This window comes from Halobellus captivus (genome assembly GCF_007655485.1).
Classification (GTDB): Archaea; Halobacteriota; Halobacteria; order Halobacteriales; family Haloferacaceae; genus Haloquadratum; species Haloquadratum captivum.
Genome location: NZ_VJXQ01000002.1, coordinates 115,470 through 129,045, shown reverse-complemented (window position 1 = coordinate 129,045; position 13,576 = coordinate 115,470). Strand labels below are relative to the sequence as shown.

Below are 13,576 nucleotides of genomic sequence, written 5' to 3'. Positions count from 1 at the left end.
GCCCGACGCCAAGCCGGGCTATGACTGCCGACGCCCCGCCGCTGGCGCTCGATATCGACGGAACGCTCACGGACGGAACGGGCCGTCTCGATCCTCGCACATTCAATTACCTCCCGGCGTGGGACGCCCCGGTCGTCCTCGCCACGGGCAAAGCGTTCCCGTATCCCGTGAGCCTCTCGCACTATCTCGGGCTCGAACAGACGGTGATCGCCGAGAACGGGGGCGTCGTCCTCGCCGACGGAGCCGTCTCCTACCAGGGGGATAGAGAGCGCGCACGGGCCGCTGCCGACGCATTCGTCGAGCGAGGCGGCGACCTCGGCTGGGGGGGGTTCGACGCCATCAACGAGTGGCGGCGGACCGAGGTCGCGGTCAACCTCGACGCTGACGAGGAACTGCTTCGATCGGTCGCCGCCGAGTTCGACCTCGACGTCTTCGACACCGGCTACGCCTATCACGTGAAGACGCCCGGCGTCGAGAAAGGGACGGGGCTGAAGGCCGTCGCCGAGGCCCTCGGCTACGATCCGTCGGATTTCGTCGCCGTCGGCGACAGCGAGAACGACGTCTCGACGTTCGGGGTGGCCGGTCGGTCCTTCGCGGTCGCGAACGCCGACGCCGCCGCGCGCGAGGCGGCCGACATCGTCCTCGAGGAGTCGTACTTCGACGGCACGATTTCGGCGCTCGAATCGATCGCCGAAGCGTAGGATCTCGGTCTCCGGTGCCGAATCAGGCTTCGAGACCCTCGCGCTCGAACGGGACGAACGTCCCGTTGATATCCCACTCGTGGATGCAGTAGGGGCTGCCGACGGCGCGCGCGCTGTCGGCGTCGTCGGTCGCGAGACGCCACGATCCGACGTCGTCCGCCCAGACTTCGGTGCGACCGCAGCGCTCACAGGTCCGTTCAGTCGGGAATCGGAGTGTCGGTACCATCTCGTCCCGTTAGTCGGGACCGACCCGGTTAACCTTGACTGCCGCGGCAGCGTGGCGGTCTCAGCGTTTTCTTCCGAACGTAGCGGTCGAAGCTCGGCTCTGGGCGGGGGTGGAGCCGGTGGTACCTTTAGGTCACAGTGACCCGTAGATCGGCGTATGGGTTTTCACACCTTCGACATCGAACGCGCGGACGCGCTGGAAGACGCAGGCCGGTATCGCTTCTGCTCTCGTGAGGAACTGCTCGGTGCGCTGGACCCCGGTCGAGAGGACGTCGTCGCCGACGTGGGCAGCGGAACCGGGTTTTACACCGACGAGGTCGCACCCCTCGTCAAACGGGTCTACGCGGTCGACGTCCAGCCGGAGATGCACGACCACTACCGAGAGAAGGGCGCGCCCGAAAATATCGAATTCGTGACTGCCGAGGCCTCTTCGCTCCCGCTCGAGGACGACGAACTCGACGCCGCCTTCTCGACGATGACGTTCCACGAGTTCGCCTCCGAGGAGGCGTTCGAAGAGCTCGCCCGCGTGATCCGTCCCGGCGGGCGGGTCGTCACCCTGGATTGGTCGAAGTCCGGTTCCGGTGCCGACGGACCGCCGACAGACGAACGGTTCGGCCTCGGCGACGCCGTCGACGCCCTCGAAGGGGTTGGGTTTACGACTAGTCAGGGGGTAACGCGGGAGGAGACATTCGTTCATATATGCACGCGGTAGCTGAAAATTTTGTGTAGTGTGTTTCCATATATTAGGTGATTATACACTATCGTATCCCATTATTTCCGTTCAGGGGAACGGTTATCCCCGCTTGAGAGCAGGTGGCACGTATGGTGATATACAACGGAACAGTCGATCCATACCGCCGGGATACGAGCCGTTACGAGTGTCGATCCTGTGGTGCCCGCGGCGAAAGCGGCGGGCGTTGTGACCGCTGCGGCAGCGATTCGCTACAGAACATCGCCGTCCCACGGGAGTGATTATTCGGAACCGAACGCTCTCGGCGATACTGGCGACTGAGCCTCCCGCGGTCGAGTGGCAGTCCGTCGGCGTATCGCTGAACTCCGGCTTCACTGAGTTGTCTTCCGCCGCGTTGTCAGCTGCCGCTTCCGAGGGAATTCGGATCGGCGCGCTGGACTCGACCGCCGACGCGGTCGGAACGCCTGCGTTCGTCCCGCAGGTTTCGTCTCGTTGCGTTCGTGGCTCGACCACTCCGAGCCGTCGCGTTTCCGACGCTTATGCGGTTGATTGTAGTCTCTCACCCGAGATTGCTGTGGGGGAGCAGCGGTCTCCGTTAAAAAGTCACAACCGGTCGTATCACGCCTCGGCGTCGATGTCTGCCATTCCGGTGTAGCGGTCCAGGAGCCAGACCAGGAGGGCACCGACCACGGCGGCAGCGGCGAACACGGCGACCGCAGTCGGCGTCCACGTCCGGCCGAGCCCAGCCAGTTGATCGCCCGTCCGGACGATCGGTGCGCGGAGCGCGCCCACGATCAGCGCCACGAGGAACGCGAGCGTCGCCTCTCTCGCGCGATCGAGCGCCCACCGAACCGCGTGCGCGACGGTGAACAACCCGACGAATGCTCCGGAGACGAACGCGATCACGACGACGCCGTGTTCGCGCAGGGGTTCGATCGGACCGCCAGTCACGAGCGCCAAGAGCGCGTCGACGAACGCGGACAGCGTTCCGGTCATATACTCGTACTGCCCGAGGATGATGAGCAGGAGCGAGCCCGAGATTCCCGGGAGAATCATCGCGCTGACGGCGATCGCTCCGGCGAAGACCGTTACACCGAGGCCGTCACCGAGGGTCGCGGCCGCCCGTCCCGAGACGAGGAACGCGAGGAGAAAGCCGCCGACGGCCGCGGTCGCACGAGCGGGCGTGTCGACCTCGACCTCGGAGAAGAGCACCCACGCGGAGGCCGCGATGAGGCCGAAGAAGAACCCGAACGTGAGGACCGGGAGGCTCTGGATCCCGGCGTGGACGACCCGGGTGATCGTCACGATGGCCGTGGTGATGCCCGCCCCGAGCACGAGCAGGAATCCGGCGTCGACCGCTCGGAGGGCGTCGACGGCGTCTTCGCGTCGGCTGGGAAGCGGACCCAAGAGCACGTCGACGATCCGGCTGAGCGAGACGGCGGTTATCGCCGCGATCAGCCGCTCGTAGATCCCCGTGACGAGCGCGATCGTGCCGCCCGAGACCCCCGGGACGGCGTCGGCAGCGCCCATACAGAGCCCTTTGAGATAGACGATAAGCCACGCCGAGCCGGTGGTCGAGCGCACCGTCGACAGGGCCTCGTGAGCGGGCCGCGCGGATCCGCCTGACCCGTCTCGATCTTTCGACATAGGCACCGATTCGGCCGCCCACTATTCCGGGTTTTCGCTTTCGGCCGTTCGCCAGGAGACGCGAAAATTGAAACCCACGGCTGGCGTCGATTGCGGTATGCAACTGAGTATCGTCGGCAGCGGCTACGTCGGCACGACGATCGCGGCGTGTTTCGCGGAAGTCGGTCACGACGTGGTCAACGTCGACATCGACGAGGACATCGTCGCGGCGCTCAACGACGGCGACGCGCCGATTCACGAACCCGGCCTCGACGAACTCGTCGCCGAGCACGCGGGCGATCGATTGCGGGCGACCACCGACTACGCCGCGATCCGCGACACCGACGTGACGTTCCTCGCGCTCCCGACGCCCTCGGAGGACGACGGTCACATTGACCTCTCGATTATGAAGGCCGGAGCGCGCTCGCTCGGTGCGACGCTCGCCGAGAAGGACGGCCACCATCTCGTCGTGACCAAGAGCACAGTCGTCCCGACGACGACCGAAGCGGTGATCGCGCCCATTCTGACCGAGGAGTCGGGAAAGACGCTCGGCGAGGACCTCGACATCGGAATGAACCCCGAGTTCCTCCGCGAGGGCAGCGCCGTCGAGGACTTCCTCGCACCCGACAAAGTCGTCCTCGGCTCCGAGACCGAACGTGCGGGCGACCTACTCCGCGGCGTGTTCGATCCGCTCGTCGCGCGGGCGGGCGACCCCCCCGTCGTGGAGACGGGCGTCGCCGAGGCGGAGATGATCAAGTACGCCAACAACGGCTTTCTGGCGGCGAAGATCTCGCTGGCGAACGATATCGCGAACATCTGCAAGGAGTACGACATCGACTCCGCGGAGGTGCTCGACGCCATCGGCCTCGATCACCGGATCGGCTCGTCGTTCCTCGGCGCGGGCGTCGGCTGGGGCGGTAGCTGCTTCCCGAAGGACGTCGCCGCGATCATCGCCGCCGCTCGCGACGTCGGCTACGACCCCGCGATGCTTCAGGCCGCCGTGGAGGTGAACGACCGCCAGCCGGTGCGACTGCTCGGCAGACTCCGCGAGCACGTCGACCCGGACGGCGCGCGCGTCGCGGTGCTCGGCCTCGCGTTCAAGCCCGGCACGGACGACATCAGGAACTCGCGAGCGATCCCGCTCGTCGACGCGCTGCTCGACGCGGGTGCGGAGGTGGTCGGCTACGACCCCGTCGCGACCGAAAACTTCCGGGAGCGGTACCCGGGTATCGAGTACGCCGATTCGGCCGACGCCGCGCTCGACGGAGCCGACGCGGCGCTCGTCGTCACTGACTGGCCCGAGTTCGCCGACCTCGGTTCCGAATTCGACGGGATGGCGACGCCCGTCGTCGTGGACGGCCGTCGGATTGTGACGAGACGCGACGGTATCGTCTACGAATCGCTGGTGTAAGTCTGCCAGCTGTTGATGTCTGTCTGCGAGTGCCTGGTGTAAGTCTTCGAACCGTTGGTGCATGGGTGTAGGGCCGAACCGGACGCGAGGCCCGCTTCGCCAACTGTCGGAACCGAACGGCTGACTCCTCACACGGGAGCTGTGATCTCTTGGCGGTGGTCACAGTCGCGGACGTCGCAGTCGCGGTGGTCACTGTTGTGGGAGCCGCGATCACCGGTACACAGTGACAACCGATCGTCTCAGCCACGGATACCCCACTCGAATACCGGCCCAAACGCCGTACCACGCGAAGATGAAGAGGAAGACTAGTGCCGTCGTGGAGAGTATGCCGAGTGCGTTCGTCACGTCGATCAGCGTGGGAAAGGCGACGACAAAACCGACGGTGACGATGACGCCACTCAAGAGAATCTCCAGATACGTCGAGAGGGTGTTATCCGCCGTCGCTGGCTGTTCCTCCGTGCCGGTTTCCCGCGCTCGACGCGGAGGGTGATCCGCCTTTACGGGCTTTCGAGCGACCATACGTCTCCCTCGCATAAATATAATGTTCGTAGATGGTAAATACGTATCCGTTGTTCTCGTCCGCAGACGGCAAAGACGGAAACCTACTTCCGCCCGTCGGCCGTCTCGCAGGTATGCTCTCGGTAGCGCTCGCTGGCAAGCCCAACGCGGGCAAGTCTACCTTCTACAAGGCCGCGACGATGGCCGACGTCGACGTCGGCAACTACCCGTTCACGACGATCGATCCCAACCGCGGCGTGACCCACGCCCGGACGCGCTGTCCCTGCCTCGACCGCGAGGAGCGCTGCGGCAACTGCGAGGACGGCGTCCGTTACGTTCCGGTCGAACTCCTCGACGTCGCGGGGCTCGTTCCCGGCGCGCACGAGGGACGCGGCCTCGGGAATCAGTTCCTGGACGCGCTCACCGACGCCGACGTCATCCTCGCCGTCGTCGACGCCGCGGGCGGCACGAACGCCGAGGGAGAGCCCGTCGAGGTCGGCACCTACGACCCCGTCGAGGAGGCGGACTTCGTCGAGGAGGAACTCGAACAGTGGCTCGTCGGCATCATCGAACGGAACTGGGAGAGCGTCGTCCGGAAGTCTCGATCGCCGGATTTCGACATCGACGAGGCCCTGACGGAGATGTTGACGGGATTCGGCGCGACGGAGTACGACGTCGCTGCGTCGCTGCGGGCGCTCGACTATCCCGACGATCCCCAGCAGTGGACCGACGAGGACAAGGAACGTCTCGCACGCGACATCCGCGAGCGGACGAAGCCGATCGTCCTCGTCGCCAACAAGGCTGACGTCGCCCCGCCGGAGAACCTCGAACGCCTTCGGAACTCGGACAAGCCCGTGATCGCGACCACAGCCGACGGCGAACTCGCGCTGCGGACGGCGGCGGAGGCGGGCGTGATCGATTATCTCCCGGGTGACGAGGACTTCGACGTCCTCGGCGAGGTCTCCGACGAGCAGAAGCAGGGGCTCGAAACGATCCGCTCCGTACTGACCGAGCACGGCGGAACCGGCGTCCAGCAGGCGATCAACACCGCCGTCTACGACGTCCTCGATATGGTCACCTCCTACCCCGTACAGAACGAGACGAGGTGGACCGACGGAACTGGCGAGACGCTCCCGGACGCGTTTCTCTTGCCGCGGGGGTCGACGCCGAAAGACCTCGCGTTCTCGGTCCACTCCGACATCGGCGAGGGCTACCTCCACGCGGTCGACGCGCGATCGAAGCGCCGGATCGCAGAGGATTACGAACTCGAGGAGGGCGACGTCGTGAAGATCGTGAGTACGGCCACGTAGTCAATCGTATTCGTCAGACGTTCGTGTCTCGATTGAGAGTGTGGAATCCGGGTGTCGAAGCGGATCTTGTGTGACGGGTCGGAATATAAAACCTCATCAAACAATAAAACTTCAATATTTGTTTATCATTTCAGCCCGCGTACCTACTTCCGTGAATACCTAATGAGTGCACAAACGTACCGATCTCACAGGGCGGATCTCACGTCCAGTCGGACGTGGGGCGCGGCGGTCGCTGGCGGACTCCTCGCAGGTGTCGCGATGGGTCTGTTAATGGATATTATGATGGGTGCGATGCCCCTGATCGGGGCACTCTATGGACAGCCGACCGTTATCGCCGGATGGACTGCCCATCTGTTCCATAGCGTCGTCTTCGCGCTGATATTCGCCGCAGTCATCGGAAGCTCGTCGCTCCGCGAGTACGGGCTCTTCGGAATAATCGGGGTCGGAGCCGTCTACGGCGTCATTCTGGAAATCGTCGCCGCCGGTTTCGTCCTCCCGATTTGGGCGAACGCTGTCGGAGCGGGTGGCGGCGGACTCCCGGTTCCGTTCATCGCCCTGCCGGGGTTCGTCACGCACATCGTCTATGGCGTCATCCTCGGCGCGGTCTTCGCGCTCGCAATTACCCGCAACAGATCGAAGCGAACGAACCTCGAAGGGACTGAACAGTCCGAGATGTGACGGTCCCTCTCGGACCGTCAACAGGGGTGCCAATTTTTTGGATGCCAATTTTTTTGCGGAGTTCAACAGCGACAGAGTAACCCTCAGAAGAATCACCGTTTTTCCACCTGGCGACAATCTTATGTCAGACGACAATTCCACCTCAGACGACGGCGTCGTACGCTTCGCCCATAATATCGAGCGCTTCGCGCAGCGAGTCCTCGTCGGTCGCATAGGAGAGCCGAGCGTAGCCGCGACCGTGTTCGCCGAACGCCTCCCCGGGGACGATAACGACGCCGCGGTCTAGACACTCGTCGACGAAGCCCTCCGGCACCTCCGGCATACAGTAGAACGCGCCGCCCGGCGTCGGCACGTCGAGTCCGATGTCGGTGAGGCCGTCGACGACGAGGTCCCGTCGACGCTCGAACGAGGCCGTCATCTCCCCGACCTGATCCTGCGGACCAGTGAGCGCGGCCTCCGCCGCGAACTGCGAGGACGCCGACGCGCAGGCCTGCGCGTACTGGTGGACGCGGAGCATCCGCTCGATTCGGGGCGTCGAGGAGACGACCCAGCCGAGCCGCCAGCCGGTCATCGAGTAGAGTTTGGAGGCCGAGTTGACGACGACGACGTTGTCGCTCTCGGCGAACTCGATCGGCGAGCGGAACTCGCCGTCGAAGACGGTGTACTCGTAGACCTCGTCCGAAATGCAGAGCACGTCGTGCTCGTCGGCGATGCGGGCGAACTCGCGGACGTCCTCCGGCGGCGAGACCGCGCCGGTCGGGTTGCCGGGGCTGTTGACGACGAACGCGGCGGTGTCGTCGGTGATCGCGCTTTCGATCGCGTCGGGGTCGATCGTCAGGTCGCCGCGGAGCGGCACGGGAACGGGCGTCCCGCCCGTGAGTCGCGTGAGGGCGTCGTAGGAGACGAACCCCGGATCCGGAATGATGACCTCGTCGCCGGGATCGACGTGCGCCTCTAAGGCGATGTGCAGCGCTTCCGACCCGCCCGCCGTGGCGATCACGTCGCCGGGATCGACGTCGACGCGCTGATCGCGGGCGTGTTTATCGGCGATGGCCTCGCGGAGCGACTCCATCCCTTTGTTCTCGGTGTACCCGTCGGCTCGACCGTCGCTAATCGCCTCGACGGCCGCCTCGCGGGCGTGCGCCGGAGCGGAGAAGTCCGGCTGCCCGAGCCCGAGATTGATCGCGTCCTCGCCCGCGGCCTCGAACACCTCGCGGATCCCGCTGATCGACACCTGCTCGACTCGCTCCGAAAAGTGCGTCATACTCTCGTTCGGGGTGGCCACCGGGTTAGGTTTTGCTTCATCGGCCGATACAGACGGCTTGTTGGGGTGCTTTTTGCCGGTTCCTGTGACGCGGAGCGGGTACCTCGCGTGTCTGATTAGCCGTGAACTGAGGACCGAAACGCTTGAATTCGGTCTCTTCAGGCGTCGAGCGTCGATGCGACGTTCGCCGCGTGCACGGTGCAAATATACGTAGGGTCCCAAAGCAGGGTAGAGAATGAGAGATTCGACAGACGGCCGATCGGCCGTTTCGCGACGGCGATTCCTCCGGACGACCGCTGCCGCCTCCGCGGCGGGGCTGGCAGGCCTCGCTGGATGTACTGGGGGTACAGGCGGCGGAAGCGGCGGCCTCGACGAAATCCGCGTCGCGTACATGCCGATCTACCCGGATATGCAGTATTTCATTATGCAGGAAGAGGGGTACTTCGACGAACTGTCGGCCACAGTCGAAGGAGAGGTGTTCTCCGACGGGCCGAGCATCGTGCAGGCCTCCGCGACTGGTGATTTCGACGTGATGCTGTTCGGGATCGTCCCCGCGATGATCGTGATGGACAAGGACATCCCCGCGAGAATCACCGCCGCGAACATCCAGAACGCGATGGAAATTCTCACACACGACGATTTCGCGGCGATCTGGGAGGACGCGGAGTCCGGTTCCGACGCGTTCGCGAGGTTCGAAGAGCAGACGGGGCGCAAGTTCACCTTCGGGACGTTCCCGCCGGGGTCCGTTCCGGAAATTCTGCTCCGATACTGGCTCTCGGAGACGGTGGGCGTAGACCCCGATTCGGACGTGAACATCACCGCACTTGGCGGTGCGGGCCCGGTCAGACAGGCGTTACTCGCCGGAGAGGTCGACGGAACGTCGATCATGGAGCCGGTTCCGACGGTCGTAGAGATAGAAGATGCGCCGTACCAACCGATCGCGTGGGCTGGCGACTTTATGCCCGGACAGCCCGCGGCGGTCACGCTGATGCACGATCGCCTCCGGGAGGACAACCCCGAACAGGCGGCGGCGTTCGTCGAGCAGCACCAGCGGGCGACGACCTTCGCCAACGAGAATCCCGACGGGGCCGCCCAGCACGCGAGCACCGTGATTGGCGAGTCGTCGCTGCCGGTCGAGACCGCCCGCCGCGCGATGGACTCCCGCGCTTCCGACTTCATCACCGACCCACACAAGATCGAAAACGGGGCGCAGATCTTTTCGGAATACGCCGCGGAGTCCGGAAAGATCGACGAGGCGCTCTCGAACGACGAACTGTTCGACTTCGAGGTGTACGACTCCCTATGAGCGTCGAGGTCGGGACCGACTCCGAGACGGGCGCGACGACCGAGACCGTGACGGGCGGCGACACCTCCGAGCAGTCGTCGATCGGATCGCTCTCGGATCTCGACGCCATCGGTCTCGCGTACGGCGCCGTCGGCACGGGAGTCTTCCTCGCGATCTGGCAGACGGCCGCGATGGCCGTCGGCCGGACGTACCTGCTCCCGTCACCGGTCGAGGTCGCGACCGCATTCCTCGTCGAACTGACCGCGCCGACGTCGTTCACCGTCCCGTTCGTCGAGATCTCTGTGCCCGCGACCCGACTCGTCGCGAACCTGCTGCAGAGCCTGCTCCACTACCTCCCCGGCCTCGTCGTCGGGAGCGTGCTCGGCATCGCACTCGGCGTCGCGATGGGCTGGAGCGGCCGCCTCGACGACGCGCTCACGCCGGTGACGCGGTTTCTCCGACCGATCCCGCCGCTGGCGTGGATCGTCTTCGCCATCGTCTGGATCGGCATCGGCCACGGCGGCGCGGCGTTCATCGTCGGCATCGGCGCGTTCTGGATCAACTTCTACAACGCCTACGCGGGCGTCGAGGGCGTCTCGACGCACCTCCGGGAAGTAGCGTCGACGCTCGGCGTCGACGACGACCTGACGATGATCCGCAAGGTAATCCTCCCCGCCGCGACGCCGTCGATCGCGACCGGAGTCCGAACGAGCATCGGGCAGTGTTGGATGATCGTCGTCGCCGCCGAGCTGTTCGGTGCGCCCGGCGTCGGCTTCCAGATCATTAACGCGGCGCAGAACCTCGCGACCGACGTGAGCGTGGCGTATATGGCAGTCATCAGCCTCGTCTTCCTCGTGAGCGACGGGGCCTTCAGACGCGTCGAACGGAGGGCATTGGCGTGGCGGGACTGAGAGACGGGCCGAAGGCCGAAGCGGACGGCGCATCGGACGGCTCGGCAGTCGCGACGCCGAAAGTCGTCGTCGACGGCGTCGACAAGGTCTACGAGTCCGACCGCCAGCGCGTCGAGGCGCTCTCGGACGTCTCCTTCACGGTCTCGGAGGGGGAGTTCGTCTGCCTGGTCGGCCCCTCCGGCTGCGGAAAAACGACGCTCTTCCGGACAATCGCGGGCCTGGAAGCGCCGACCGGGGGCGAGATCCGACTCGACGGCGAGGCCGTCACTGGCCCCGGAACAGATCGTGGAATGGTCTTTCAGGAGTACGGCCTGTTCCCCTGGCGCACCGTCCGCGGCAACGTCGCGTTCGGGCTCGAAGAGCAGGGAATCGAGGAGCCGGACCGGAGCCGTCGCATCGATGAGATGCTCGAACTCGTCGGCCTCGACGAGTTCGCGGACGCCTACCCCAAAGAGCTCTCCGGTGGGATGAAACAGCGCGTCGGTATCGCTCGCGCGCTGGCGGTCGATCCGGAGATCCTGCTCGCGGACGAGCCCTTCGGGAGCGTCGACGCCCAGACGCGGGATATGCTTCACGAAGAACTGCTCCGAATCTGGTCCGAGACCGGGAAAACCGTTCTATTCGTCACTCACGACGTCGAAGAGGCGGTGAAGCTGTCCGATCGAGTCGTCGTGATGGCCGCCGACCCGGGCCGCGTGCGGGAGGTCGTCGACGTCGACATCGACCGCCCCCGCAAGCGGACCGATCCGGCGTTCGCGGAGTACGTCGACCGCGTGCGCGGGCTCATCGGCGAATAGACCGGGGCCGCGTTCAGTCTTCCCGCGTCGACCGAAGCTCCTCGACGTGCTTCATCACGACCGCTAGCGTCGCATCGGCGTCGACGTATCCGCGGTCGTAGTCGTCGTGCGCGGCGTCGACGTCTCGCAGGAACTGTGCGACCGCGTCGTCGAGGTCGGCGGTAGCGTCGTCTGTCATACGTCCACCTCGCACGGCGAGCGACAAAAGCGCCGCGTCCCGTGACGGGCGAGTACGCGCGTCCGGAACAGCCCGGACGCCAGCCGACAGTATATATACGATCACGACTCACAACCGGGTGTGATCACGCTGCGGTTCGAGGACGGAACCATCCGCCTCGACGGCCTCGAGGAGTCGGACCCGGGAGTCGAGTCGCTGCCGGGCGTCGCGTGGGACAACCGAGGCCTCGTCGCCCGCGCGCCGGGGCACCGCTACGCCGACCTCCGCGACGCGCTCGACGGGTCCGAGATCCCCTTCGAAGACCGCGTCCTCCCCGACGAGTCGCTGTCGCTGTCGCACGCGTACGACCTCCGGCCGTACCAGCGCGACGCGGTGGACGCGTGGCGCGCGAGCGGCGACCGCGGCGTCGTCGAACTCCCGACGGGGGCGGGAAAGACCGTGCTCGCGGTCGACGCCATCGCCGCGCTCGGCGTGCCGACGCTGGTGGTCGTGCCGACGATCGACCTCCTCGAACAGTGGCGACGCGAGCTCGAAACCGAGTTCGAGGTTCCGATCGGGCAGTTCGGCGGCGGCGAGCAGGAGCAAGCGGCGATCACGGTCTCGACGTACGACTCCGCCTACCTGCGCGCCGAAGACGTCGGCGGCGACTTCGGACTCGTCGTCTTCGACGAGGTCCACCACCTCGGCGGCGAGGGCTATCGCGACGCCGCCCGGTTGCTCGCCGCGCCCGCGCGGCTGGGTCTCACGGCCACGTTCGAGCGTCCGGACGGCGCGCACGAGGCCGTCGCCGATCTCGTCGGCCCCAAGGTGTACGAGGCAGGCGTCGACGACCTCGCGGGCGAGCACCTCGCTGAGTACGAGGTCCGGCGGATCGAGGTCGCGCTCGGAGCGGGGGAACGCGAGGCCTACGAGGAAGCGCAGGGAACGTTCGTCGACTACCTCAAGCGCTCGAACCTCTCCTTGCGGGGCGGGTCGGATTACCGGAAACTGGTGATGCGCTCGGGGACCGATCCGAAGGCGAGGGAGGCGCTGCTGGCGAAGCAGCGCGCGCGACGGATTATGATGAACGCGGACGCGAAGGTGGAGACGCTGGGCAGACTGCTCGACCGCCACCGCGAGGACCGCGTCATCGTCTTCACCGCGCACACGGATCTCGTCTATCGGCTCTCGGAGCGGTATCTGCTCCCCGCGATCACGAGCGAAACCGGCGCGAAGGAGCGAACAGAGATCCTCGAACGGTTCCGCGAGGGCAGGTACTCGCGAGTCGTCACGGCGAACGTCCTCGACGAGGGCGTCGACGTGCCCGACGCCAACGTGGCCGTCGTCCTCGCGGGGTCCGGGTCCGAGCGGGAGTTCACCCAGCGGCTCGGCCGAATCCTCCGCCCGAAGGTCGACGGAGGGAGCGCGCTCCTCTATGAGGTCGTGAGCGAAGAGACCGCAGAGGAGCGGGTCGCGGATCGGCGACGGTGAGGAGCCACAAACCGCCGCGGACGAGAAGTTCCGAATCACTCACGCCGCGTCGACGTTGAGGTCGCCGTCGCTGAGGAAGTCGTCGTAGGCGACGTCGAACGTGACCGTCCACTCCGCTGTCTGGTCGGGATCGACCGTTACTGTCGACTCGCGTTCGAATGTCTCTCCCGCGGATCGGACCGTGACGGTCACCGTCGCCGTCCGCTGGGCGTCGCCGCGGTTCTCGACGGTTCCGAACACGCGGAGCGCCCCGTCGTCGTCGGCCTCGAAGTCGAACGAGGCGACGGTGATATCGGGTCGATCGGGCGTTCGGCGCGGCTGATCGGCGGGCGGATCCGGCGGGTTCCGCGGCCCCGTCGCGCTCGGGAACGATCCCAGGCAGCCGCCGAGAAGCCCTGAAACCGACGCAGCCGCGGCGCGGAGAGCGCTTCGTCGCTCCATCGTGCGCCAAAGGATCTGCGGGGGGTATCGGTCTTTCGGTGCGATTCATCCGAAGACTCCGCTCCCCCTTCGCAGGCGGCAGTCTCTTGA

Annotated in this window: 16 protein-coding genes; 10 read left to right on the top strand and 6 right to left on the bottom strand. The window is 65.9% G+C overall.

The window, feature by feature from the left end; translation table 11 throughout:
- Positions 1–20: 20 nt before the first annotated feature.
- On the top strand, positions 21–701 hold the full coding sequence (locus FJT57_RS05965) for a phosphoglycolate phosphatase (protein ID WP_144902929.1): 681 nt from the start codon (positions 21–23) through the stop codon (positions 699–701).
- Between the two features lie 22 nt (positions 702–723).
- On the opposite strand, the gene FJT57_RS05960 is transcribed toward FJT57_RS05965, so the two are convergent.
- A complete protein-coding gene (locus FJT57_RS05960) occupies positions 724–927 on the bottom strand; it encodes an HEWD family protein (protein ID WP_144902927.1) in 204 nt (67 codons plus the stop codon).
- A 156-nt stretch (positions 928–1,083) separates the two neighbouring features.
- Here FJT57_RS05960 and FJT57_RS05955 point away from each other — a divergent pair, with 156 nt between their 5' ends.
- Together FJT57_RS05955 and FJT57_RS05950 are read left to right on the top strand one after the other, a co-directional pair.
- The gene (locus FJT57_RS05955) at positions 1,084–1,638 is read left to right on the top strand and encodes a class I SAM-dependent methyltransferase (protein WP_144902924.1); all 555 of its coding nucleotides are present in this window, start codon (positions 1,084–1,086) and stop codon (positions 1,636–1,638) included.
- 110 nt (positions 1,639–1,748) lie between these two features.
- Positions 1,749–1,898: a rubrerythrin-like domain-containing protein gene (locus FJT57_RS05950; RefSeq protein ID WP_144902921.1), complete on the top strand. Its 150-nt coding sequence runs from the start codon at positions 1,749–1,751 to the stop codon at positions 1,896–1,898.
- Positions 1,899–2,235: 337 nt separating this feature from the next.
- Here FJT57_RS05950 and FJT57_RS05945 read toward each other — a convergent pair whose 3' ends face one another.
- Complete coding sequence (locus FJT57_RS05945) at positions 2,236–3,147, bottom strand: DUF368 domain-containing protein (protein ID WP_238993955.1); 912 nt, start codon at positions 3,145–3,147, stop codon at positions 2,236–2,238.
- A gap of 214 nt (positions 3,148–3,361) precedes the next feature.
- Here FJT57_RS05945 and aglM point away from each other — a divergent pair, with 214 nt between their 5' ends.
- Positions 3,362–4,654, top strand: coding sequence for a UDP-glucose 6-dehydrogenase AglM (gene aglM, locus FJT57_RS05940; protein WP_144902895.1), 1,293 nt, complete (start codon positions 3,362–3,364; stop codon positions 4,652–4,654).
- A 210-nt stretch (positions 4,655–4,864) separates the two neighbouring features.
- Here aglM and FJT57_RS05935 read toward each other — a convergent pair whose 3' ends face one another.
- Entirely contained in the window at positions 4,865–5,173 is a 309-nt protein-coding gene (locus FJT57_RS05935) for a hypothetical protein (RefSeq protein ID WP_144902893.1), read from the bottom strand.
- A 113-nt stretch (positions 5,174–5,286) separates the two neighbouring features.
- Here FJT57_RS05935 and FJT57_RS05930 point away from each other — a divergent pair, with 113 nt between their 5' ends.
- Positions 5,287–6,462, top strand: coding sequence for a redox-regulated ATPase YchF (locus FJT57_RS05930; RefSeq protein ID WP_144902890.1), 1,176 nt, complete (start codon positions 5,287–5,289; stop codon positions 6,460–6,462).
- A 162-nt stretch (positions 6,463–6,624) separates the two neighbouring features.
- Positions 6,625–7,140: a hypothetical protein gene (locus tag FJT57_RS05925; protein WP_144902888.1), complete on the top strand. Its 516-nt coding sequence runs from the start codon at positions 6,625–6,627 to the stop codon at positions 7,138–7,140.
- Between the two features lie 142 nt (positions 7,141–7,282).
- On the opposite strand, the gene FJT57_RS05920 is transcribed toward FJT57_RS05925, so the two are convergent.
- Positions 7,283–8,404 carry a pyridoxal phosphate-dependent aminotransferase gene (locus FJT57_RS05920; protein WP_144902885.1) on the bottom strand — a complete coding sequence of 374 codons (1,122 nt, stop codon included), beginning with the start codon at positions 8,402–8,404 and terminating at the stop codon, positions 7,283–7,285.
- Positions 8,405–8,639: 235 nt separating this feature from the next.
- Between FJT57_RS05920 and FJT57_RS05915 the strand changes: the two genes are divergently transcribed.
- Genes FJT57_RS05915 through FJT57_RS05905 form a run of 3 tightly spaced genes read left to right on the top strand, consistent with a single transcriptional unit; the run spans position 8,640 to position 11,397 of the window.
- The gene (locus FJT57_RS05915; protein WP_144902882.1) at positions 8,640–9,710 is read left to right on the top strand and encodes an ABC transporter substrate-binding protein; all 1,071 of its coding nucleotides are present in this window, start codon (positions 8,640–8,642) and stop codon (positions 9,708–9,710) included.
- Positions 9,707–10,600, top strand: coding sequence for an ABC transporter permease subunit (locus FJT57_RS05910; RefSeq protein WP_144902880.1), 894 nt, complete (start codon positions 9,707–9,709; stop codon positions 10,598–10,600). Before FJT57_RS05915 ends, FJT57_RS05910 begins: the two co-directional genes overlap by 4 nt.
- A complete protein-coding gene (locus tag FJT57_RS05905; protein ID WP_238993929.1) occupies positions 10,588–11,397 on the top strand; it encodes an ABC transporter ATP-binding protein in 810 nt (269 codons plus the stop codon). The genes FJT57_RS05910 and FJT57_RS05905 overlap by 13 nt, the downstream gene beginning before the upstream one ends.
- Positions 11,398–11,410: 13 nt before the next feature.
- Here the strand turns inward: FJT57_RS05905 and FJT57_RS16620 are convergent, their stop codons facing one another.
- Positions 11,411–11,575 (bottom strand): hypothetical protein, encoded by a 165-nt coding sequence (locus FJT57_RS16620; protein ID WP_203229116.1) that lies wholly within the window; start codon positions 11,573–11,575, stop codon positions 11,411–11,413.
- Positions 11,576–11,695: 120 nt separating this feature from the next.
- Here FJT57_RS16620 and FJT57_RS05900 point away from each other — a divergent pair, with 120 nt between their 5' ends.
- Positions 11,696–13,045, top strand: a complete 1,350-nt coding sequence (locus FJT57_RS05900) for a DEAD/DEAH box helicase (protein ID WP_144902874.1) — start codon at positions 11,696–11,698, stop codon at positions 13,043–13,045.
- Positions 13,046–13,084: 39 nt separating this feature from the next.
- On the opposite strand, the gene FJT57_RS05895 is transcribed toward FJT57_RS05900, so the two are convergent.
- The gene (locus FJT57_RS05895) at positions 13,085–13,486 is read right to left on the bottom strand and encodes a transcriptional initiation protein Tat (protein ID WP_144902871.1); all 402 of its coding nucleotides are present in this window, start codon (positions 13,484–13,486) and stop codon (positions 13,085–13,087) included.
- Positions 13,487–13,576 lie beyond the last annotated feature (90 nt).